Below are 22,945 nucleotides of genomic sequence, written 5' to 3' on the forward strand. Positions count from 1 at the left end.
CAACCAAGCGGCCGTGACGCGCCGGTCGCACAGGTTGAGACGCGCGCCACCGACAATCGGTGGATGACCGACGCGCGCAAGCCGCAGAAGCCGATCAAGGGCCGTGGCGCCGCATCGCGCGTGGCCGGCCGTTTCGAGGTGACCACCATCGAGGGCGCCGACGATGGTTGGGGTTCGATCTACGAGGACCTGATCGACGCGCCGAAGCCCGCGACCACGGTCACCGAGGAGCGCGCGCGAACCATCCTGACGCGCAACCAGTCGCCCGACGTCGGCTTCTCGCAGTCGCTGAATCCGTATCGCGGATGCGAGCACGGCTGCGTGTACTGCTTCGCGCGGCCGTCGCATGCATATCTTGACCTGTCGCCCGGCTTGGATTTCGAGACGAAGCTGTTCGCCAAGACCAATGCGCTCGAACGCCTGCGCGAAGAGTTGGCGAAACCCGGCTACGTGCCGCAGGCCACCGCGCTCGGCATCAATACCGACGCCTACCAGCCGATCGAACGCCGCTACGGCATCACCCGGCAGGTGCTCGAGCTGTTCGCGGAAACGAAGCATCCGGCGAGCTTCGTCACCAAGAGCGCGCTGATCGAACGCGACGTCGACCTGCTCGCGCAGATGGCGCGCGACAACCTCGTCAGCGTGCATTTCTCGGTGACCACGCTGGACAACCGGCTCGCATCCAAACTCGAACCGCGCGCGTCGGCGCCGCATGCGAAGTTGCGCGCGATGAAGGCGTTGACGGATGCGGGCGTGCCGGTCGGCGTGATGGTCGCGCCGGTGATCCCGATGATCACCGACATGGAGATGGAGCACATCCTCGAAGCCGCGCATGAGCACGGCGCGCGCGAAGCCGGCTACACGCTGCTGCGCCTGCCGCACGAGTTGAAGGATGTGTGGCGCGAGTGGCTCGAGCTGCATTACCCCGAACGCGCGGCGCATGTGATGAGCCTGGTGCAGCAGATGCGAGGGGGCAAGGATTACAACGCCGACTTCGGCACGCGGATGACCGGCACCGGCGTGTTCGCGCAGCTCGTGCAGCAGCGTTTCCGCAAGGCGCGTGCGCGCCTCGGCTACACGCGCTATCCGGAACTCGACACCAGCCGGTTCACGCCGCCGCGCAAGGCCACGCCGCAGGGCGAGCTGTTCTAACGTCGCGCGGCAACACGCTGCGCATGGCTAGACTGCGGCGACCCCGCCATCGGTCATGCCATGTTCGACATCGCGATCATCTGCCTCGTCGTCACCGCGCTGCTGGCGTATCTCAACGCGCGCTTCGTCGGCCTGCCGTCGACGATCGGCGTCATGGCGATCGCGCTGTCGATGTCGGTGCTGTTCGTGCTGCTCGATCGTCTCGGCTTTCCGAGCCTGCACGACCTCGAGACGCGGCTGGTCGAGTCGATCGACTTCTCGCGGCTGCTGATGGACGGGCTGCTGTCGATGCTGCTGTTCGCCGGCGCGCTGCACGTGGACGTCAGCCTGCTGCGACGGTTCCGCTGGCAGGTCGGCGTGCTCGCCGTCGGCGGCACCGTGCTGTCGACGCTGATCGTCGGTGTCGCGCTGTGGTGGCTGCTGCCGCTGTTCGGGCTTCCGCTCGCGCCGGCGTGGTGCTTCGTGTTCGGCGCGCTGATCTCGCCAACCGACCCGATCGCGGTAATGGGCATCCTGCGCACGGCGAATGCACCGGACGACGTCGGCTTGGTGGTCGCGGGCGAATCGCTGTTCAACGACGGTGTCGGCGTGGTGCTGTTCGCGGTGTTGCTGGAGATGGCGACACGCGGCGAGGCGCCGACGTGGTCGCACAGCCTCGGCGTGCTCGCGCATGAAGCCGGCGGCGGGCTGCTGCTCGGCGCGCTGGTCGGATACGCGCTGTTCCTGCTGCTGCGGAGCATCAACCACTACCAGGTCGAAGTGCTGCTGACGCTGGCCGCGGTGCTTGGCGGTTACCGGCTCGCGACGGCATTGCATGTGTCAGGGCCGCTCGCGCTGGTGGTGGTCGGCCTGCTCACCGGCAACCGCGGCCGCGCGCAGGCGATGAGCGACACCACACGCCACCACGTCGACCTGTTCTGGGAACTGCTCGACGAGATGCTCAACGCGCTGCTGTTCGTGCTGATCGGTCTCGAGATCGTCCTGGTGCCGTTCGACAGCGCGACGCTCGCGACCGCCGCGGCGGTGATCGCACTCGTGCTGCTCGCGCGCTGGCTCGCGGTCGGCCTGCCCATGCAGGTGGCGCCGCGTCTGTTCCGCCTGCCGCACGGTGCGTGGAAAGTTTTGACCTGGGGCGGGCTGCGCGGCGGCATTTCGGTGGCGCTCGCGCTGTCGTTGCCGGCCGGCGCGGCGCGCGACCTCATCCTCGCGCTGACCTATTCGGTCGTCGTGTTCTCGGTGCTGGTGCAGGGCCTGACCATTCGCCGCGTGATCGTGCGCGCGCTGTCGTCGTCACGGTCGGAGCTCGCTCCCACGGTGCACTGATCGTGCCGCGGGCCAGGGGTGCGCGAACACGGACCGACGCGCCACGGATGCGTCGGTACGCCATCAACCCCGCAGTGACGGTCGACGCCATCGCGATACCGGGCCGGGCCGATGGTTCACGACGAAATCGCGCGCTAAGCGGCACGCGTGGAAACCCGGGCGTCGCTCGCTGGCAGTCACCGCCGAACGCGCGGCATCGACGCAGGCAGCTCGAATCCGCTCGCAAGTGGTGGCGGGCTACCGTTCCGACTGCGGCGCGTGCAGTTCACCGAACGCCTACACTGCATCGATACCGGTGGCATGCCACCGCCGCATCGCACTCCGCACTCCCGACGTCGCCATGGACGTTTCGCGTCCGGCACGCACGCCCGAGTCGTCGCAAGGAGCTTTCGATGCAGCTGTCCCGATTCATCCAGACGCAGATGGACGCGATCCTCGCGGACTGGGAGGACTTCGCGCGTCGCAACGCGCCGGGCGAGTCGCACATGACCGACCTCGCGCTGCGCGACCACGCGCGCGACATCCTGCATGCGGTCGCGCTGGATCTCGAGTCGCCGCAGTCGCAGGACGAACAGTTCGCGAAGTCGCAGGGTGATTCCGATGACGCGCGCGGCCCGCGCACCGCCGCGGCCATCCACGGCGCACTGCGACAGGACAGTGACTTTTCCCTACTGCAGCTCAGCGCGGAATTCCGCGCGCTGCGCGCCACCGTGCTACGCCAGTGGCTGCCGACGGTCGGCGAAGTCGACGAGGAAACGCTCGACGACATGGTGCGGTTCAACGAGGCGATCGACCAGGCGCTCGCGCAGTCGATCGTCGCGTACTCGGAACGCGCCAACGTCGCGCGCGATCTGTTCCTCGCGGTGCTCGGCCACGACCTGCGTTCGCCACTCGCCACCGTCGCGATGATCGGCCAGTTGCTGACCGGCACCGGCGTCTCACCCGAGCAGGCGCGCCAGCTCGGACAACGTGCGTCGCGCTCGGCACGCTTCATGAACCACATGGTCGACGACCTGCTCGGCTACACCCGCGTGCAGATGGGGCCGGGCATTCCGACCTCGCTGGTCGAATGCGATCTCGCGGACGTCGTGCGTGCGGCCATGGTCGATGCGGGTGCGACGTATCCGAACGCACAGTTCGAAATGCAGCTCGACGGCGATCTTCGCAGCCATGCCGATCCCGTGCGTCTGCAGCAGTTGCTGACCAACCTTCTGGTCAACGCCGCGCAGCATGGCGCAAGCGGTTGCGCGGTGCGACTGGAAGCCGAAGGCCACGCCGACGATCTCGTCGTGCGCGTCATCAACCAGGGCCGACCGCTGCCTGCCGAGGACATCGAGCGCATCTTCAAGCCGCTGGTGCAGCTGCCTGCCGCGACCACGCGCACCACCAGCCTCGGGCTCGGCCTCTACATCGCGCGGGAAATCGCGATGGCGCATGGCGGCACGCTTCGCGTCAGTTCCGACAGCGAACGCGGCACCATCTTCGAACTGCGCGTGCCGCGAAGCGCACCCGTCGCGGTGTCGCTCACGTCGGCCATAACGGACCACCCAGCCATAACCACTGCGCCATCCACGCACTGACGATCGCGACCGTCGCGGTGAGTGGCGCGCCGACTTTCAGGAAGTCCGCGAAACGGTACTGGCCGGGGCCGAGGATCAGCAGGTTGCCGTGGTGGCCGATCGGCGTCAGGAACGCGACCACCGCGCCCAGCGCCGTGCACACCACGAAGGGCGTGGCCGGCAGATGCAGCGACTCGGCGATGTTGAGCGCGATCGGTGCGAGCAGCACGGTGGTCGCGCCGTCGGACAGGATCTGCGTGAGCAACGCGGCGGCGCCGAACATCACCAGCAGCACGCCGAGCGCCGGCCAGTGCGCGATGAAGTGCAGCAGCCCGTTCGCCAGCAGCTGCGCGGTGCCGGTGGATTCCATCGCGATGCCGAGCGGGATCACGCCGGCGATCATCACGAAGATGCGCACGTCGATCTCGCGATACGCGCGTTCGACGTCGACACAGCGCGTGGCCACCATCGCGACCGCGCCGAACAGGAAGGCGAGCGGCGCGGGCAGCCATTCGGTCGCGGCGACCAGCACGGTCACGCCTAGGATGATGAGCGCGAGCGGCGCACGCAGGCGGCGCTGTGCTTCGCCAGCGAACGGCATCAGCATCAAGAAACCGTGGTGCGCGGCGAGTTCGGCGAAGCGCGATGCACGGCCGTACAACACCAGCAGATCGCCCTCGCGCAGGCGTTGATCCGCTACGCGCGCGGACTGCAAGCCGCTACGTCGCCATAAACCGGCAACGACCGTGTGGAAGCGTCGTGCGAAGTCGAGTTCGCGCAGCGAGCGGCCGATGAATTCCGACGCCGGCGCGACCAGCGCCTGCACGAGCTGCGTGTCACCCGCACCGTCGACTTCATGACCGAAACGCCGGACGGCGTGCAGGTCGAGGCCGGGATCGTCATGCAGCGACGCGATCGCATCGGCGGAGGCTTCGACCAGCAGCAGGTCGCCGGCGATCAGCGGGCTGTTGTCGCCGAGGTCGTCGCGCACGCGGCCATCGCGCACCCAGCCGTGCAACTGGAACGTGTCGCCGAGCATCTCCTTCAGCTCGGCGAGCGGACGCGTGCTCCAGCGTTCGCCTTCGACGATGCACAGCTCAGTGCGGTACTGACCGAGCGTCATCCAGTCCGAGTCGTCGGCCGCGCCCGCGCCGCGCGGCAGGATCCAGCGCGCGACCAGCATGTACGGAATGCTGATCGCGACCAGCGCCAGGCCGATCGGCGTGATCGAGAAGATGCCGAGGCGGCCGGTATGCGTACGCTCGAGCAGGTCGGCGGCGAGCAGGAACGCGGGCGCGCTGACCAGCGTCAGCGTGGTGCCCAGCGACGCCGCCAGCGACATCGGCATCAGCAGTCGCGACGGCGACAGCCCGCGCGCACGCGCGAAACGGGTCACGATCGGCAGCATCATCGCGGTCACCATCACGTGGTGGGTGAACGACGACAGCGCGGCCACCGCCGGCATGATCACCAGCACCGCGCGCCATTCGGCCTGGCCCGCGGCACGCCCGATCCACTGGCCGAGGCGTTCGGTCAGGCCGGTTGCAGCGAGTGCGCCCGAGATCACGAACACCGCGGCGACGATGATCGCCGGCTCGCTGGCGAAGCCGGACAGCGCCTGCTTGGAATCGAGCACGCCGGTCAGCACCAGCGCGAGCAGCGTCAGCATCGCGGTGACGTCCACGCGCAGCCGCTCGCTCACGAACAGGTAGAGCGAGCCGGCGAGGATCAGCAGGAACGTGATCTGGTGGAAATCCATGGGCGCGCCGCGACGGTCGAAGCCGATGCTGCCATCGCGGCCGGTGCAGGCGACGCGAGCGTCCGTGGACCACCCCGTCACCCCTGCTGGCTACACTCGGTGGTTTCCGCGAGCCGGCCTTCCCCGTGCCCACCTCAATGCCGACCGACCGGATGGATCCGACGGCCGTCGCCCCCGCGGCGTGGCTCTCGGCGTGCGCGGCACCGACTGCACTGGTCGCGGCCGATGGGCGCGTGATCGCGACCAATGCCGCATTCACCCGACGCCTGCACATCGCGGCCGACGCGCGGCTGGTTGAGCTTGATCCGCGTCTGGCCGACATTGCCTCGCTCGATGCACCGGTGACGCTCGCCGCGTTGCCCGGCGGCCAGCTGCACGTGCATCCGGTCGACGGCGCGCACTGGCTTGCGCAATGGCTCGACGCACCGGCCGATGGCCATGCGGAACAGCGCCAGCTGCAGATGTTCGCCGACACCGTCGCGCACGACCTGCGTGCGCCGCTGCGGTCGATCGAAAGCTTCGCCAAGCTGCTCGAGGATCGCGCGTCGTCCAAGCTCGACGCATCCGAGCGCATGCATCTCTCGCGCATCCGCGCCGCGGCGACGCGCATGTCGGGCCTGCTGCTCGCACTCGGCGAACTGTCGCGCGCGGCGAGCGCGCCGATGAATCCGGCGGAGGTCGACGTGTCGATCCTCTGCGAATGGGCGCTGGCCGAGCTGCACGATCTCGAACCCGGCCGCACCGTCGCCGTCGACGTGCAGCCCGGCCTGCAGGCGGTGGGCGACGAACGCCTGCTGCGTCAGATGCTCAAGGTGCTGCTGGAGAACGCGTGGAAGTTCACGCGCAACGCGGCCGATGCACGCGTCGAAGTACACGGTGAACGCGTCGGCAACCGCATGCGTCTGCTGATCCGCGACACCGGCAGCGGTTTCGACATGCAGTATGCTCACAAGCTGTTCCAGCCGTTCCAGCGCCTGCACGGGTTGGACCAGGGCGCAGGCCACGGGCTCGGTCTCGCCATCGCGCAACGCATCGCGCATCGGCATGGCGGACATGTCACAGCCGAGTCCACCGAGGGTCAGGGGAGCACGTTCACCGTGGACCTGCCCGCTGTCGATGACTGAGGCGCGGATGCACAAAGAAATCCTGCTGGTCGAGGACAATCCGGACGACGTCGAGCTGACCCGGCTCGCGTTCGACGAAGCCAAGATCGCGAACCAGCTCGCGGTGGTCGGCGACGGCGCCGAAGCGCTCGACTATCTCTTCGCACGCGGTCGGTTCGCCGATCGCGATGCGGCCGATCTTCCCTCGCTCGTGCTGCTCGACCTCAACCTGCCGAAGGTCGACGGTCGCGAAGTGCTGCAGGCGATCCGTGCGAACGAAGCGACGCGCGCACTGCCCGTCGTCGTGCTGACCACCAGCACCGAGCCGTTCGACGTCGAAGCCACCTACGCGCTGGGCGTGAACAGCTACATTCAGAAGCCGGTCGACTTCGAGCAGTTCGTGTGGGCGGTCAAGCAGGTCGGTCTGTACTGGCTCGTGCTGAACCACTCGCGGCCTTGAGCCGTCGCGCGACGCGTGTCGCGCTCACCCTGTTCATTACGTTGCCCGTCGCGTTGGTCGCGACGCGCTTGCGCCTTTGTGGCGATGCATCGACGCGCACGCCGGGATCGAAGCGATCGGTCATTCGGGAGCGGCTGCGTAGTGCTTCGGCGCGGTCGAAGCCGTGTTGGCGATCGTCGTGCTGAGCGCGTTCGCGAAGAACCGCTGATCGAAACGCTGCTGTCAGCGATCGACGCGTTCGTCCCACGCCGCATCCGGCGCTTCGCGATACCAATGACGCCAGCCATGTCGATAGGCGCGTGCGATGTACGGGCCGCGCAGGATCATCGCGTTCGCCTGCGTCGATGCGTCATCGCCCAGCAGATAGACCGCGCCGGCGAACGGCAGCACGTATTCGCTCGGCATGCGCGCGAGTTCGCGGTCCACCAGTGACGCGGCGTCTTCGACCGACGCAGCACGCACGAGGAAGCAGGTGTCCGGGCCATCCGGCCCGCCGCTGTCGACGTCGTCCGACTCGTTGCCCCAGCGGATGACCTCGTAGAGATGCATCGCGCTCATCGCGCGCCGAACAGCATTTCGGCGCGCTGGAACAGGATCCAGCTGGTCGCAATCACCTTGTCGCCGCCCTGCGGACGATTGCCGCGATGCGTATGCGTGAACGCCGCCGGCGCGATCAGCAGCGAGCCGGTCTTGGGCGCGACCTTGCGTCGCTGGTAGAGGAATTCGGTCTCGCCTTCGGTAAACGCGTCGTTGAGGTAGACCGTCCACAGCAGGTGGCGATGCAGCGTCTCGGCGCTCGCGTCGCGCGGCATCAGCTCGCAGTGCCAGTACGGATAGCCGCCGCGGCCGGCGGTGTAACGCTGCAGGTTGATCATGCCGGGCCGGAAGATCTGCATGAGCAGCGGCGTCAGCGCGGCATCGTCCATCGCCTGCAGGCGTTCGCCGGTGAGGCGGTGGCGCTTGCCGTCTTCCTGCGTCTCCAGCATCAGCGGCGCGACCAGCGTGTGCGGCCAGCGGCGCACATACGACCGCAGGCCGGCGATCACCGCCTCGTTGAGTGGCTCGACCACGTCGCGCCAGTCCTCGCGCCCGGAGATGGCGAGGTCGCGGCTGTCCTTCATGTCGGGGAAGACGCCGCCGCCGATACGGCCCGGCTGCAGTTCGGCGCTGCGGGCGAGGCGCTCGACCACCCGCGCGCACCAAGCCGCGTCGAGCGCGCCGTCCACCACGTGGATGAAGTCGTCGGACGGAGCGGGGGCGTCGGGGCTCATGCGATCGGGGAGTTCGGCCGGGGCGCTGATCCTCGCACGCGGGTCACGGTTGCGTGGATGAAACACGGCCGTGATCGCTCGCGCCGACAGCCGCTTGGGCCGCGCAAACCGTTGCCCTGCGTCGTCCGGCGGGCGCGAGCGTGGAAATGGCCGCTGTCACGGCGTCGCGATGTCGGTGAATTCTTCCTGACCCGTGTTGCATTCGCGCAACGTTTCCCGGTCCCGAAGGCCAAGCGGCCGCAGCCTTCACGGGAGAAACACCTTTCCGAACAACGACTTAAAAACTTGGCACGCGACTGGCTCTAAGGGCGATACCCCGATGGAGTGCGCACCGTGTCCCTTCCCCGCCGTACCGCCCTGCTGCTGACCGTCACCGCCGCGTTCGTGGCGGGACCGGCCTGCGCGGGCGACCCGGTGGTGGCTCCCCCGGACACGCTGGTTCCCCCGCAGATGGACGCCGCGGTCGACCAGACGATGGTCATCGTGCGCGACGTCAACCCGCGCATCGCCTACCGGGGCCCTGCCGACACCACCGACAACCCGGCGCGCGTCACCGCCACCGTCTTTCCGACCCGCGTGTTCAACCGCGCGCTGGACGGAATGATGGTGAGCCTGGTGGGTGACGCCTCGCTCGGCGACACCGCGCCGACGGCGATCGGTGCCCAGCCCGACCCGGCCCGGTTCGCCAGCGACATGCCCGAGCTGCGCGACGGCCGGCCGCTCGGCGCGGGCGGCGGCAGCACGCCGATGGGCTCATCCGGCGCGATGGGTTCGATCGGTGGCGCGGTGATGAGCGCGACCTTCGGTATCGCCGACACGATTACCACCGCGACCATGCGCGCCAGCGCGATCGGAGCCGGCCCGTGACGCGTGTGGCGGTGGCCGTCCTGCTGCTCGCGATCGCACCGATCGCCGCCGCGCAGTCGCACGACGAAAGCCGCATCGACGGCAACGCCGCTGCGAACGTGTCCGGCGCGGCCAGCCTCAACGTCGCCGCCGGCACCGGCAATGCGCAGGCCAATCTTCGTGCGATCGCGATCGGCGATGTCGGCCTCGCGCTCGCCTTCGGCGCGCAGTCCGTCGACACCACCGGCGCCGATCTCACGCGTTCGGCGAAGGCGACGATCAGCGGCAATGCGCTCGGCAACAGCACCGGCGTCGTCGGCCTCAACCAGGCTGCCGGCAGCGCGAATGCGCAGGCCAACCTCGTTGCGATCGGTACCGCGGCGGGTGCTGGCTTCGTGCAGTCGGTCGACGAGTCCGCGCTCGCCGCCACCGCCGCACCCGCATCCACCAGCACCACCACACCGACGTCGAGCGGTACGCGCGAAGCGCGCATCGACGCCGGCGCGATCGCCGCGCCGAGCGGCGTCATGCAGATCAACCAGACAGCGGGCGTCGGCAATGCGTCGACGAACGCGATCGTGCTCCAACTGCCGGGGGGCACGCCGTAACCACGGCAGCTAGGCAGATCCCGCTTCAAGCAGAACCCACGTCAACAGGAGAGAGAACCCATGAAACTGCACCGCACGCTCATCGCGCTGGCCGCCAGCGCATTCTTCATCGCCCCGGCCTTCGCGTCGGGCGACGCCCTGATCCTCAACTACACCGATTCGACCGACTACGCGGTCACGTTCGGCTTCATCGACGTCTACGGCGATGTCAGCGTGACCAGCAAGTCGGCTGCGGTCACCGACCAGACGCAGGAAACGATCGGCAACCTGTCCATCGGTGACGGCTCGCACGCTGCCGACTTCAACGGCAACGCGCTGTTCGGCGCGCAGGGCAACATCGGCGTGAACGTTGCCGCGGGCGTGGGCAACGAGCAGGCCAATGACGCCGCGCTGTCGTCGGTCGACGCCGGCAAGGTGTTCGCGACCGCGATGTCGACCTCGCAGCAGCTGACCGAGTTCAACGGCGGCGGTTCCGCGTCGTACACGGACGGCTACTACAGCGGCGTCATGAACGGCCAGGCGCTCGCGCTGGCGCGCGGCAACATCGGCGTGAACGTCGCCGGCGGCGTCGGCAACGCGCAGAGCAACTCGCTCGCCGCTTCGGTCAACACCTCGGGTCGCTATGCGATCGCGTCGTCGGCCAGCTACCAGGGCGCCGGCTACAACGAACTCGTCGCGTATTACGACCTCGACACGTTCGCCGTGCTCGGTGGCAACGCGCTGTTCGGCGCGCAGGGCAACATCGGTGTCAACGTCGCTGCCGGCGTCGGCAACGTCCAGCACAACGGCCTCGCGATCGCTTCCGCGGTCGACGGCCCGTAATTCCGTACATCACGAAACCATCTAACAGAAGGAATTGGTCATGAAGCTTCGTCATTCGCTCCTCGCGCTCGGCCTCGTCGCCGTCGCCTCCCCGGCCTTCGCCTACGGCGACGCCGAAATCCACAACCTGACCGTCTCGGTCGACTTCGCCGAAACCGACGCGCTGGTGTTCGCGTTCGGCGCGTTCGAAGTGTCGAGCAAGTCGGCGGCCGTTGCCGACCAGACCCAGGAATCGGTCCTCAACTCGTCGTTCGGCGACGGCGACCACATCGCCAACTTCGGTGGCAGCGCGCTCTCCAACGCGCAGGGCAACATCGGCGTGAACGTTGCCGCGGGCGTGGGCAACGAGCAGGCCAACGACGCCGCGCTGTCGTCGGTCGACGCCGGCAAGGTGTTCGCCACTGCGATGGGCACCTCGCTGCAGCTGGTCGAAGGCAACTACGCCGAAAGCTCCGACATCGACACCAACTACACGGCGTCGATGGACGGCAACGCGCTTCGCAACGCTCGCGGCAACATCGGCGTGAACGTCGCCGCTGGCGTGGGCAATGCGCAGGGCAACACGATGACCGGTTCGGTCAACACCTCGGGCCGCTATGCCATCGCCACCTCGGCGAGCGCGCAGCTGACCGAAGGCAACGAGCTGAACTCCGACACCTGGGCGTTCTCCGACCTCGACGTGTACGCCACGCTCGGCGGCAACGCGCTGCTGGGTGCGCAGGGCAACATCGGCGTCAACGTCGCCGCTGGCGTCGGTAACGCGCAGCACAACGGCCTCTCGATCGCTTCGGCGGTCGACGGTCCGTAATCCGCTCCATCGGTTCCAAGTCGTAACCGCGGTGGCCGGACCCCACGCCGGCCACCGCGCTTTTGGAGATTGCATGTCGCGCTTCCCGCTGCTGATGTCCCTCGCACTGCTCGCCGCGTTCGCGCTGCCTGCGCGTGCGTCGAGCCTGTCGATGGCGAACATCGTCGACGGTGCGCCGGTGGCCAAGCCGGTCACGACGTTCCGCGACCTGCGCTATCGCGACATGGTGCGCCAGCAGTACGACTTCAGCTGCGGATCCGCCGCGCTCGCCAGCGTGCTGCGCTACGGCTACGGGGTGCAGGTCGACGAGCCGCACATGATTCGCAGCATGCTCACGGGCAACGATCCGAAAGAGATCGTGCGCAACGGCTTTTCGATGCTCGACATGAAACATTACGTCGAGAGCATCGACGGCTTCCGTGCGCATGGTTTCCGCATCGACACCGCCGCGTTGTATCGCCTGCAGATGCCGGTGATCGCGCTGCTCGATCTCAAGGGTTACAAGCATTTCGTGGTGGTGAAGGGCGCCGAATCCGGGCGCGTCTTCGTCGCCGATCCCGCGCTCGGTCATCGGGTGATGAGCGAGAAGGATTTCGTCGCAGGATGGAACGGCATCGTCCTCGCCGTGGTGGCCGACAAGCCGCTCGAGGACTCGTATCTCGTGCACGGTCGCCGCTCGCTCGCGCTTTCGCGCCGCGGCGATGCAGTGGTCGAAGCCTCGATGCCGATTCCGGTCGTCGAACTCGGCCTCATCCGCGCCGACCTGTTCTAAAGCAACGCAATGATTCGCATCGAGGGACCATGAACCACCGCCTCCTCCCCCACGCCGTTCTCATGGCCTTCGTGGCAGCGGCGAGTGCCGGCCCGGCATTCGCCCTGCCCCCTTCTTCCGCACCGGTCGCACCACTGCGCGTCGCGCTCGTCGACGACGCCACGCTGGGCACGCTCACCGGCAAGTACAACAACGCCGACATGCTGGTCGGCGTGCGCATCGACCTGGTGTCGACGCTCGCCACCGCGCAGGGCGGCACCGCGAGCGCAGTGGGTTCGCTGTACATCCAGCGCACCGATTCGGGCTACAACGTGCAGGTCGACACGCATGCGAATGCAGCCGCGGGCAGCGGCGATGCGCCGCCGTCGGCGAACGTCGCGACCGGCGGTGAGCAGATCCATGTCGAAGGCATCGGCCAGATCACGCAGATCGCGGGCGACGGCAATCGCATGGGCAACCTCACCGTCGTGCAACTCGGTACCAACCCGGCCGCGCCGTCGGGCTTCAACGGTGCATCCAGTGCGCAGGCCCAGGATGGCGGCCTGCAGGCGCAGATCAGTTTCGTCGGCGGCGGCATTCAGCTCGGGCTGGTCGCGCCAGGCGCTACCATCGGCCAGCAGGTGACGCCGGGCGCGTCGGGCCGGATCACGCAGATCGGGCAGATCGCCGGGGATGGCTTCACCGCGAGCAATGCTCTGAATCTGCAGATGATGACGTCGGCCATGCCGACGTCCGCGGTGCAGCAGCTGGGCATCCAACAGGCGCTTTCGGCGATGTCCGGACTGCGCCACTGACCGCAGCCGCCTCAAGGATTGAAGAAGAATGCCGTCGCACTCGTCGCGTCTGACTGCCCGCCTGCTCCCGACCGCCCTCGCACTCGCCCTCGCAAGCCCCGCCGCCTTCGCCGACCCGCCGTCCGCCATGAGCGCGACGTCCGACGTCGACGCCAAGCTCGGCGCACTCACCGCCAAACTCGACGCGCAACAGGAAGAAATCGCGCGCCTGCGTGCGCAGGTCGAAGAACTGCAGCTGCAGCAGATGCGTGGACGCGGCCTCACCGGCGAAGGCGGCCCGCAGCAGGCGGCCGCGCCGCCGCCGGTCGATACCGCACGCATCGCACGCGAGAAGTCGACGCCACCGCCTCCAGCCGACGACCTACAGGTCGGGCAGACGCAGCGCGACGCCGACGAGCAGCGCCGCCAGCAGGAAAAGACGCTGGTGGTGCGCGAACACGCGCCGTTGTTCGAGCGCAAGTTCACGCTCGATACCGGCATGAGCTACAGCTACTACGACCGCCGCGCGTTGTCGCTGAGCGGCTTCCTCGCGCTCGATGCGATCTTCCTCGGCACGATCAACCTCGACCAGAGCAAGTCGTCGATCGCCACGTTCGACGTCACCAGTCGTTACGGCATCACCGATCGCCTGAGCCTCGAAGCCGACCTGCCGTGGGTCGCGCGCGAGACGCGTTTCGTCAGCGGTGGCGCTGGCGGTGCGGCGAGCACGCTGAGCGAAGTGAAGGTGCGTTCCAGCGGCGTCGGCGATGTCAGCGCCGCGGCGTACTACCAGTTCGTCAAGGAATCGGCGACGCATCCGGACATCGTCGGCAGCCTGCGCGTGCGCGCGCCGACCGGTCGTGATCCGTTCGGCCTGAAGGTCATCCAGGCCGACGGCAACAACAGCAACCTCAACGTGCCCGAGACGCTGCCGACCGGCATCGGCGTGTGGAGCGCGACCGCGAACGTGTCGGTGCTGCGCACCTACGACCCGGTGATCCTGTTCGGCAACTTCGGCTACACGTGGAATCGCGCGCAGTCGTTCGACGACATCTCGCCGACCGTGGGCACGGTGTCGCCGGCCGAAGTATTCCTCGGCCACATGTTCAACCTCAGCGGCGGCGTCGCGATCGCGCTCAACGATCGCGCGGCGATCAGCATGAGCGTGGGCAGCGCGATGCAGTCCGGCACGCGCGTGCGTGCGCCGGGTTCGAAGTCGCAGCGCATTCCGGGCAGCTCCAGCAATGCGACCGCGCTGAGCCTCGGCACCAGCTACGTGCTGCCGTCGGGCTGGACGTTCAACGGGCAGCTGGCGGCCGGGCTTACGCCCGACGCGCCCAACTTCGTGTTCTCGCTGCGCGGTTCGCGCGCATTCTGATCAGGCGATCGACAGCCCGCGCGTCCGACGACGTTCGGCCGCGGGCGGTCCACCGCGATCGGTTTCGCGACGCCCGCCGGTCACCGACATCACCGCCTTGATCTGCGGCGGCGCGAGATCGTTGCCCGCGCCGTCGTCATGGCTGCCGTCCGCGCCGAGCCCGTAGCGCTGCATCAGGCGATAGAGCGTCACGCGTGAGACGTCGAGCTCGCGCGCGGCATCGATGAGCCGACCGTGGCTGCGTCGAAGCGCCGCCTCGATCGCACGACGCGTCGCATCGTTGCGCACGTCCTCGAGCGTCGGCGGCGTCGGTGCGACCACTTCGCCCAGGCCGAGATCCATCGCGGTGATCAGGCGACCTTCCGCCATCACCACCGCCTGACGCACGCGGTTGATCATCTCGCGCACGTTGCCCGGCCAGTCGTAGGCGTGGATCGCGCGGCGCGCGCAGGGCGAGAAACCCTTGATGACGCGCTGGCCTTCGGTCGAATAGCGCGACAGCGCGTGCTGCGCGAGCAGGTCGATGTCGTGCCCGCGTTCGCGCAGTGGCGGCTGCGCCAGGCGCAGCACGCAGAGGCGGTGATAGAGGTCGGCGCGGAAGCGCCCCTGTGCGATCGCGGTTTCGAGGTCGTGGTGCGTCGCCGAGACGATGCGCACGTCGACGCGAACCGTGTCGTGCCCGCCGAGGCGCTGGAACGCGCCTTCCTGCAGGAAGCGCAGCAGCGAGGCTTGGCTCTCCATCGGCAGGTCGCCGATTTCGTCGAGGAACAGCGTGCCGCCGTTGGCCATCTCGATACGGCCGAGCTTGCGGTTCTGGGCGCCGGTGAACGCGCCGCGCTCGTAGCCGAACAGTTCGGACTGGATCAGCGAATGCGGGATCGCACCGCAGTTGATCGCCACGAACGGCATCGGCTTGCGGCGCGAGTTCGCGTGCAGCGCCTGCGCGGCGAGTTCCTTGCCGGTGCCGGTTTCGCCGGCGATGAACACCGGCGCCTCGGTCATCGCGGCCTTGCACAGCGTGCGGGCCAGCGCCTTCATGCCAGCGCTTTCGCCGATGATGCCTTCAAGCCCGTCGTGCACCAGGCGCACTGCCGAGTCGCAGGCGAGCCGCGCCATGCCGTGCGCGTGGCCGATCACCGTGTCGAGCACGCCATCGGGACACGGCAGGGTGACGTAGTCGTAGCAGTAGTCACGGATCAGCCGACGCACCGCCGGCTGGTCGAGCTGCGCGGTGTCGACGCCGGCGACCCAGCCGACGTTGCTCGCGGCCAGCACCGGGCCGTACTCGGCGAGGTCGGTTTCCGAGAACCCGTCGCGCAGGTCCAGCAATGCGGCGAAGGGATGCGTGGCGCGTCGTTGCACGATCCGCAATGCGCCACGTGCATCCGATGCCGACTGCACCTTCCAACCCAGTTGTTGCAAACGCGCCGGGGGCGTTCCTCGCCCCGCGCGCGCGACGTACACGACGTCGCGCCCTGCGCCTCCGTCAGCCATCTCCGACTCCCTGTCGGCGCCCCACGCACCGGACTACAAAGGTAGTCCTTGTCGGTGACAGGTCAAGCTTCTGTGACGCACTTCACGCCCGGCGGCCGTCGAACGGCGGTCAGGCGGCGGCCGCAGCCTGGCCGTCGTGGTCCTGGTGATAGCGGACGGCTGCCTCGACTTCCTGCCTGGAACCGAGGAACACCGGCACGCGCTGATGCAGACCGGTCGGGCTGACCTCCAGCATCCGCTGGCGACCCGTGCTCGCCGCGCCGCCGGCCTGTTCGACCAGGAACGCCATCGGGTTGGCCTCGTACATCAGCCGCAATTTCCCGCCTTTCCCCGCGCACTTGGCGTCCAGCGGATAGCTGAAGATGCCGCCGCGGGTCAGGATGCGGTGCACGTCGGCCACCATCGAGGCGACCCAGCGCATGTTGAAGTCCTTGCCACGCGGGCCCTCCTTGCCGGCCAGCAGGTCGCCGACGTAGGCCTGCATCGGCGGCTCCCAGAAGCGCTGGTTCGACATGTTGACCGCGAATTCCTTCGTCTCCTCGGGAATCGTCATGCCGCGGGTGGTCATCACGAACGAGCCGATCTCGCGGTCCAGGGTGAACGCGTGGGTGCCGTTGCCGATGGTCAGCACCAGCATCGTGCTGGGGCCATAGGTGCAGTAGCCGGCGGCGACCTGCGCGGTGCCCGGCTGCAGGAAGTGCTCGTCGCCGACCGTCTCGATGCCTTCCGGGCAGCGCAGTACGGAGAAGATCGTGCCGACCGAGATGTTGACGTCGATGTTCGACGAGCCGTCCAGCGGGTCGAATAGCAGCAGGTACTTGCCGCGGGGGTATTCGTCGGGGATGACGACGCAGTGGTCCATCTCCTCCGACGCCAGCGCCGCGAGGTGGCCGCCCCAGGCGTTGGCTTCGAGCAGGATCTCGTTGGACAGCACGTCGAGCTTCTTCTGCGCCTCGCCCTGGATGTTGATGCTGGCTTCTCCCTCGCCGGCATCGCCGAGCACGCCGCCCAGCGCGCCCTTGCCGACCGCGATCGAGATCGACTTGCAGGCGCGGGCGACGACCTCGATCAGCAGGCGCGCGTTGGGGCCGATGCGGCCTTCGCGCTGTTCCTCGAGCAGGTAACGGGTAAGCGAGATGGGCGAGGCGGTCGGGGTCATCGGCGACGGGCAGGCGGACGGGGCGCCCATTCTCGCCGATCGCCTGCGAACCGCGTCACACGTGGTTTTGACGATCAGGCGACGCGGCGATCCCGCGGCAGCATCAGCGCGTGCCGGCGCACCAAGCGGGCGAGGTTCTCGCGGGCCAGCGCCAGCATGCGAACCGGCGCCTCGGGTTCCGCGGCGTCCATCACCCGGCGCGCCGCTTCCGCCACGTCGGCCACCGCCTGCGCGGCGCTGCGGTCCGACAGCATGGCCTGCAGCAGCTTGGCCTGGCCCATCAGCCGGCGCTCGAGCACCAGGTCCGGGCCGGCCCCCGCGCGACGCAACGCATGCGCGACGCCGTCCTCGAGGTAGGCGTGCTGTTGCTGGAGCCGGTCGGCGGTGACATCGAGCATGGCGGGTTGGCGCTTCGGCGAGACCGCGGAAGGGTGGGCGCGCCGATGTGAGTGGCAGGTCGCGGTCGCGGCCGCTGTTGCCGGCAATTCAGCGGCCGCATCGCGCGACAATCCGTGCATCGTGTCCGTCGCCTCGTCCATCGCGATCCCGCCTCCGTCATTCGATGGCGGCGAACGCTGCGCGTCGCGCATTGCATGCATGTGTCGACGATGCGTCGGAGCGATTGCGCCATGACCCCGCGCAAGGTCATCCATGTCGACATGGACGCGTTCTACGCGAGCGTCGAACAACGCGACGAGCCGTCGTTGCGCGGTCGCCCGGTCGTCGTCGCATGGCGCGGCGCGCGTTCGGTCGTGTGCGCCGCGAGTTACGAAGCGCGCGTGTTCGGCATCCGCTCGGCGATGCCCGCGGTGCGCGCCGAACGCCTGTGTCCCGACGCGGTGTTCGTGCCGCCGGATTTCGTCCGCTACAAGCTGGTCTCGCAGCAGATCCGCGAGATCTTCGGCCGGCACACGCCGCTGGTCGAAACCCTTGTCGCTGGACGAGGCCTACCTCGACGTCACCTGTCCGCTCACCGACCTGCCGACCGCCACCGACATCGCGAAATCCATCCGCGCCGAGATCCGCGAGGTGACGCAGCTCACCGCATCGGCCGGCGTCGCGCCGAACAAGTTCGTCGCGAAGATCGCGTCCGACTGGAACAAGCCCGATGGCCTGTTCGTGGTGCCGCCATCGAAGGTGGAAGCCTTCCTCGCGCCGTTGCCGGTCGGGCGGCTGCCCGGCGTCGGTAAGGTGACGCAGGGCGAGCTCGAGGCGATGGGCCTGGCCACCGTCACCGACCTGCGCGACGCCGGCCGCGACGCGCTCGTCGAACGCTTTGGTCGATGGGGCCGTCGCCTGCACGACCTCGCCTGGGGCATCGACGACCATCCGGTCGAACCCGAACGCCCGCATACGCAGATCTCGAGCGAGGACACGCTGGAGTCCGACCTGGTGCTCGACGAGCTCGCACCGCACATCGCACGCATGGCCGAGAAAACGTGGGCGGCATGGATGCGTCAGCGCGAGCGTGACCTGCGCGAGGATCGCCCGCCGCGACGTCCGCGCACGGTGGTGCTCAAGCTCAAGACGTCGGACTTCCGCATCCTCACCCGTTCGCTCACGCCCGCGCGCATGCCCGACAGCGCCGAGGCACTCGTCCGCACCGCGCTCGAATTGCGTGCCCGCGTAGCCCTGCCGGCATCCACCCGCTACCGCCTGATCGGTGTCGGCCTGGCGAACCTCGGCGACCTTGACCCGCAGGTCGATCTGTTCGACGACGCAGCCGCGTCGTAGCCCGTTACCCCAAGCCCGGCGCGCGAAACGCGACGCAGTTGGTAAACAGGGGGTTCGCAGGCGTCTTCACGCGTGGCAAGGTGAAGGACTGAACGACGCGTGGGGACGCCGTGACCCAAGACTTCGATGCATTCGACGCCAGCCCGGTGCCGATGTGGGTCTTCGACGAGTCGACGTTGGACATCCTCGATGCCAACACCGTCGCGGCCGAGATGTACGGCTACGACCGCGACACCATGCGCGGGTTGAGCATCCTCGACCTGCGCCCCGAGAACGAACGCCCGCACATCACGCGGTACATCCGCGAGAGCGCAGGCGAACCGCGGCCCGAAGCCGTGTGGCTGCATCGCCATCGCGACGGCGCGCTGATGCACGTGCAGATCCGCACCTCGCGCGTGGACTGGCGCGGCTCGCCGGCGCGCCTGGTCGTCGCGCGCGATGTCAGCGAAGTCGAACGCGCGCAGGAACGCGTGCACCTGATCGCACAGGCCGTGAGCGACGCCGCCTACGACTGGGACGTCGTCAACGGCGCCGTCTGGTTCAGCGACAGCTTCGCCACCAACTTCGGTTTCGACGACACCACGCTGCCGCGCGACATCGACGCATGGGCCGCGCTCGTGCATCCGGACGATCGTGCGCGCGTCGGCGCGAGCCTCGCCATCGCAATCGAGGGCAGCGCCACGCAATGGACCGAGGAATATTCGTTCCAGCGCGGCGATGGCACCTACACCGACGTGCTCGATCGCGGCTACATCCAGCGCGACGGCCACGGCACGCCGCTGCGAATGGTCGGCGGCATGATCGATCGCTGTCCGCAGCATCTCCTGTCGACGCGAATGCGATTGCTCGAGCGCGCGGTGCAGGCGTCCGCCAGCGGCATCGTGATCGCCGACGCGCAGCGCGACGGTTATCCGATCGTCTACGCGAACGCCGCGTTCGAACAGATCACCGGTTATCGCGAAACGGAAATCGAAAGCCGGCCGTTCGACGTCGTGCAGGCCTTCGATCCGCAGCGCACCGGCAGCGCGCTGGTGCGCGATGCACTCGATGCGGTGACCGACCTGCACGTCGCGTCGCAGGGCACGCGTCGCGACGGCACGCCGTTCTGGTACGAGCTGCAACTCACGCCGATGCGCGACGCCGATGGCCGCGTCACCCACGTGCTCGGAATGATCACCGACACCAGCGAACGCCAGCGCCACGCGCAACAGTTGCACTGGCGTTCGACGCACGACGTGTTGACCGGCCTGCCGAATCGCCATCTCGTGCTCGAGCGCGTCGCCGAAAGCGTGGCGCGCGTGCAGGCCGACGGCGGACGCGTCAGCGTTCTGATCGTCGACCTCGACGAATTCAAGCTGGTCAACGATGAACTCGGCCATGCGACAGGCGATCGCGTGTTGTGCGAGATATCGACGCGCCTGCAACGCGTCGCCGGGCCGCGTGCGTTGATCGGTCGTTCGGTGGGCGATGAATTCGTCATCGTGCTTGAAGGCGACGACGAACTCGAAACCGAACGCCTCGCCGCACGCGTGCATGCGGCATTGTCGGAACCACTCGAAGTCGCCGCGCGACGATGCAAGGTCAGCGCCTGCGTCGGCTACAGCCATTGCCCGGAAGACGCCGTCAGCGCCGAAAGCCTGCTGATGAGCGCCGAGCTCGCGATGTACCAGGCGAAGAAGCAGGGCCGCAATTGCACCGTTGCGTATCGCGCGGGTGCAACGCCATCCGGCGGCGGCAAACTGCAACTGCTGCAGGAGCTTCGCGAAGCGCTGGAACGCAAGGAATTCCGCCTGCTGTTCCAGCCGCTGTTCTCGGCCGACCTGCAACTCGTCGCGCTCGAAGCGCTGGTGCGTTGGGAACACCCGATGCGCGGCCTGTTGCCGCCGTCGGACTTCATCGCCATCTGCGAAGAAAGCGGCCTGATCGTCGAACTCGGCCGACGCGTGCTGCACGAAGCCGCGCGCCACCACGCGTTCCTCGTCGCGCAGGGTCTCGGCCACGTGCGCATCTCGGTCAACGTGTCGGCGATGCAGTTCGCGCATGGCCTGCTCGACGACGTGCGCCGCGTGATCGACGAATTCAATCTGCCGCCGGGCGCACTCGAACTCGAACTCACCGAAAGCGTCATCGTCGACGACCCCAAGCGCGCCGCCGACGTCATGAGCGCACTAGCGGAACTCGGCGTGACGCTTGCGATCGACGACTTCGGCGTCGGCTATTCCAGCCTGTCGTACCTCAAGCGCCTGCCCATCCACCGCCTCAAGATCGACCGCTCGTTCGTCAACGATCTCGAATCGGACGCAAGCGATCGCTCCATCTGCGAAGCGGTGATCGCGCTGGCGAAAACGTTGCGGCTTGGCGTCGTTGCGGAAGGTGTCGAATCACCGTTTCAGCGCGACTGGCTGCGCACGCGTGGTGCGGGAGAGTTGCAAGGCTATCTCTTCGCGAAGCCGTTGCCGTTCGATCGGGCGACACGCGTCGAAACCGGATCGACCGAACTCGTCGGCTGACGCTTCGCCTCGCGTTGACGCGGGCCAGCGATGCTGTCGCGGTTTTCCACCGGAGCAGGGCCATGATCCGCAATCGATTGATGTTCGTCGCGCTGACAGCGCTCGCGCTGACGGCGTGCCACAAGAATGACGCGACGACCGACACCGCGACGCCGGCGGCGGATACCGCGGCCGCGGGCAATAGCGCGACGACCACGGACTCGGCAGCGCAGCAGCAGTCGGCGGCGCAGGCTGCTGCGGCGGCGGCTGATGCGGCCGCGGCGCAGGCGGCGAATTCGCCGACGACGACTGGCGACACGATGTCGACAGACACGACCGCCGCATCGACAGCGGCGGGCACGCCTGCATCGTCCACCACGTCGCCGACCGATACGCCGGCATCGACGACGAATGACACCGACAAGAAGTAACGCGCAACAAAAAGGGCGGGGAAACCCCGCCCTTCGTTCGTATCAGGTCGCGACCCAAGCGTGACCCATCGCATCACGCGATCAAACATCCCCATCCATCAACCAACCCTCGCCGGTGCCGCGATTGAACACGCGGTCGCTGTCGAGCACGTTGCCGGCGGGAATGGTGTCCTGCGTCGCCAGCTGCGCATAGATCGGCGTGAAGTCGGGCTTGGTCGCGTCGAACAGCTGCTCGAAGCTGTCGATGACGAAGTACGTCTTCTGGTAGGTGTCGATGCGGTAGCGCGTGCGCATGATGCGTTCGAGGTCGAAGCCGATGCGGTTCGGCGCGTTCGATTCGAGGCAATGGATCGACTCGCCCTTCGACGACAGGATGCCGCTGCCGTAGATGCGCAGGCCGTCCGGGTCGCGGATCAGGCCGAACTCGGCGGTGTACCAGTACAGGCGCGTGAGGCAGGCGAGCGCATCCGGGCCGATCCCGTGCGCCTTGACCCCACCGCGGCCATAGGCCTGCATGTAGTCGGCGAACACCGGGTTCATCAGCAGCGGGACGTGGCCGAACAGGTCGTGGAACAGGTCCGGTTCCGACAGGTAATCCATCTGGTCGGGCTTGCGGATCCACCACGTCACCGGGAAACGGCGGTTGGCGAGGTGGTCGAAGAAGTCGAGTTCCGGCAACAGGCCCTGCACGCCGATCAACTCCCAGCCCGTCGCTGCACGCAGCGTGCGGTTGAGGTCGTCGAACTTCGGGATCTCGTGCGCGCTCATGTGCATGTCGCGCTGCGCGGCCAGGAAGGCCTCGCTGGCGCGGCCGACCAGGATCTTCTGCTGGCGCTCGAACAGCTGCGCCCAGACGTCGTGGTCGATCGGCGTGTACGTCGACCACGGCTGCTCGATCACCGCGGTCGTATAGACCGGGACGTAGCCCTTGTCGGTGAGCTGGTGTTCGACGCGTTGCGGTTCGGCATTCATGACGTGACTCCGCTGGACATCCCAATCTAGAG

The 22,945-nt window shown here is 68.0% G+C and carries 21 protein-coding genes and 1 pseudogene; 15 read left to right on the forward strand and 7 right to left on the reverse strand.

The genetic code is table 11. From position 1 onward, the window contains the following. Positions 1-63 precede the first annotated feature (63 nt). The 3 genes from ACVWWW_RS01000 (at position 64) to ACVWWW_RS01010 (ending at position 4,055) form a co-directional block, all read left to right on the forward strand. On the forward strand, positions 64-1,152 hold the full coding sequence (locus tag ACVWWW_RS01000) for a PA0069 family radical SAM protein (protein WP_027083638.1): 1,089 nt from the start codon (positions 64-66) through the stop codon (positions 1,150-1,152). Between the two features lie 60 nt (positions 1,153-1,212). Continuing rightward, positions 1,213-2,475, forward strand: coding sequence for a cation:proton antiporter (locus tag ACVWWW_RS01005; RefSeq protein ID WP_027083637.1), 1,263 nt, complete (start codon positions 1,213-1,215; stop codon positions 2,473-2,475). 392 nt (positions 2,476-2,867) lie between these two features. After that, the gene (locus ACVWWW_RS01010; protein WP_081672197.1) at positions 2,868-4,055 is read left to right on the forward strand and encodes a sensor histidine kinase; all 1,188 of its coding nucleotides are present in this window, start codon (positions 2,868-2,870) and stop codon (positions 4,053-4,055) included. Here ACVWWW_RS01010 and ACVWWW_RS01015 read toward each other — a convergent pair. Further along, positions 4,000-5,874, reverse strand: a complete 1,875-nt coding sequence (locus ACVWWW_RS01015) for an SLC13 family permease (protein ID WP_456998615.1) — start codon at positions 5,872-5,874, stop codon at positions 4,000-4,002. The genes ACVWWW_RS01010 and ACVWWW_RS01015 overlap by 56 nt on opposite strands. A 71-nt stretch (positions 5,875-5,945) precedes the next feature. On the opposite strand from ACVWWW_RS01015, the gene ACVWWW_RS01020 reads away from it, so the two are divergent. Further along, complete coding sequence (locus ACVWWW_RS01020; RefSeq protein ID WP_196804390.1) at positions 5,946-6,917, forward strand: ATP-binding protein; 972 nt, start codon at positions 5,946-5,948, stop codon at positions 6,915-6,917. 7 nt (positions 6,918-6,924) lie between these two features. Continuing rightward, positions 6,925-7,356 (forward strand): response regulator, encoded by a 432-nt coding sequence (locus ACVWWW_RS01025; RefSeq protein ID WP_027083635.1) that lies wholly within the window; start codon positions 6,925-6,927, stop codon positions 7,354-7,356. Positions 7,357-7,578: 222 nt separating this feature from the next. Here ACVWWW_RS01025 and ACVWWW_RS01030 read toward each other — a convergent pair whose 3' ends face one another. Both ACVWWW_RS01030 and ACVWWW_RS01035 read right to left on the reverse strand, forming a co-directional pair. Further along, complete coding sequence (locus ACVWWW_RS01030; RefSeq protein WP_027083634.1) at positions 7,579-7,914, reverse strand: hypothetical protein; 336 nt, start codon at positions 7,912-7,914, stop codon at positions 7,579-7,581. After that, a complete protein-coding gene (locus tag ACVWWW_RS01035; RefSeq protein WP_027083633.1) occupies positions 7,911-8,627 on the reverse strand; it encodes a 2OG-Fe(II) oxygenase in 717 nt (238 codons plus the stop codon). The genes ACVWWW_RS01030 and ACVWWW_RS01035 overlap by 4 nt, the downstream gene beginning before the upstream one ends. 333 nt (positions 8,628-8,960) lie before the next feature. On the opposite strand from ACVWWW_RS01035, the gene ACVWWW_RS01040 reads away from it, so the two are divergent. The 7 genes from ACVWWW_RS01040 (at position 8,961) to ACVWWW_RS01070 (ending at position 14,634) form a co-directional block, all read left to right on the forward strand. After that, positions 8,961-9,494: a hypothetical protein gene (locus ACVWWW_RS01040; protein WP_155914385.1), complete on the forward strand. Its 534-nt coding sequence runs from the start codon at positions 8,961-8,963 to the stop codon at positions 9,492-9,494. Continuing rightward, a complete protein-coding gene (locus tag ACVWWW_RS01045; protein WP_027083631.1) occupies positions 9,491-10,081 on the forward strand; it encodes a hypothetical protein in 591 nt (196 codons plus the stop codon). Before ACVWWW_RS01040 ends, ACVWWW_RS01045 begins: the two co-directional genes overlap by 4 nt. Before the next feature lie 60 nt (positions 10,082-10,141). Next, the gene (locus ACVWWW_RS01050; protein ID WP_027083630.1) at positions 10,142-10,903 is read left to right on the forward strand and encodes a hypothetical protein; all 762 of its coding nucleotides are present in this window, start codon (positions 10,142-10,144) and stop codon (positions 10,901-10,903) included. Positions 10,904-10,943: 40 nt separating this feature from the next. Next, positions 10,944-11,711 (forward strand): hypothetical protein, encoded by a 768-nt coding sequence (locus tag ACVWWW_RS01055; protein ID WP_036142177.1) that lies wholly within the window; start codon positions 10,944-10,946, stop codon positions 11,709-11,711. Positions 11,712-11,784: 73 nt separating this feature from the next. Further along, positions 11,785-12,483: a C39 family peptidase gene (locus ACVWWW_RS01060; protein WP_027083628.1), complete on the forward strand. Its 699-nt coding sequence runs from the start codon at positions 11,785-11,787 to the stop codon at positions 12,481-12,483. 29 nt (positions 12,484-12,512) lie between these two features. Continuing rightward, positions 12,513-13,277: a hypothetical protein gene (locus tag ACVWWW_RS01065; RefSeq protein ID WP_027083627.1), complete on the forward strand. Its 765-nt coding sequence runs from the start codon at positions 12,513-12,515 to the stop codon at positions 13,275-13,277. A 28-nt stretch (positions 13,278-13,305) separates the two neighbouring features. Continuing rightward, complete coding sequence (locus ACVWWW_RS01070) at positions 13,306-14,634, forward strand: hypothetical protein (protein WP_036142171.1); 1,329 nt, start codon at positions 13,306-13,308, stop codon at positions 14,632-14,634. On the opposite strand, the gene ACVWWW_RS01075 is transcribed toward ACVWWW_RS01070, so the two are convergent. The 3 genes from ACVWWW_RS01075 to ACVWWW_RS01085 form a co-directional block, all read right to left on the reverse strand. Further along, positions 14,635-16,128, reverse strand: coding sequence for a sigma-54-dependent transcriptional regulator (locus tag ACVWWW_RS01075; RefSeq protein ID WP_081672195.1), 1,494 nt, complete (start codon positions 16,126-16,128; stop codon positions 14,635-14,637). Positions 16,129-16,237: 109 nt separating this feature from the next. After that, the gene (locus ACVWWW_RS01080; protein ID WP_081672194.1) at positions 16,238-17,317 is read right to left on the reverse strand and encodes a class 1 fructose-bisphosphatase; all 1,080 of its coding nucleotides are present in this window, start codon (positions 17,315-17,317) and stop codon (positions 16,238-16,240) included. 44 nt (positions 17,318-17,361) lie between these two features. Beyond that, a complete protein-coding gene (locus ACVWWW_RS01085) occupies positions 17,362-17,877 on the reverse strand; it encodes a hypothetical protein (RefSeq protein ID WP_155914383.1) in 516 nt (171 codons plus the stop codon). A 39-nt stretch (positions 17,878-17,916) separates the two neighbouring features. Between ACVWWW_RS01085 and dinB the strand changes: the two are divergent. From dinB to ACVWWW_RS01100, 3 genes and pseudogenes are all read left to right on the forward strand, one after another. Then, positions 17,917-19,021: pseudogene (gene dinB, locus ACVWWW_RS01090) on the forward strand (DNA polymerase IV). Between the two features lie 110 nt (positions 19,022-19,131). Then, positions 19,132-21,531 carry a GGDEF domain-containing phosphodiesterase gene (locus tag ACVWWW_RS01095; RefSeq protein ID WP_155914381.1) on the forward strand — a complete coding sequence of 800 codons (2,400 nt, stop codon included), beginning with the start codon at positions 19,132-19,134 and terminating at the stop codon, positions 21,529-21,531. Between the two features lie 62 nt (positions 21,532-21,593). After that, on the forward strand, positions 21,594-21,941 hold the full coding sequence (locus ACVWWW_RS01100) for a hypothetical protein (protein WP_027083621.1): 348 nt from the start codon (positions 21,594-21,596) through the stop codon (positions 21,939-21,941). Positions 21,942-22,022: 81 nt separating this feature from the next. Here ACVWWW_RS01100 and phhA read toward each other — a convergent pair whose 3' ends face one another. Beyond that, positions 22,023-22,913: a phenylalanine 4-monooxygenase gene (gene phhA, locus ACVWWW_RS01105; protein WP_027083620.1), complete on the reverse strand. Its 891-nt coding sequence runs from the start codon at positions 22,911-22,913 to the stop codon at positions 22,023-22,025. Between the last annotated feature and the right edge of the window lie 32 nt (positions 22,914-22,945).

The sequence above is a fragment of the Lysobacter sp. HA18 genome, from assembly GCF_054057595.1.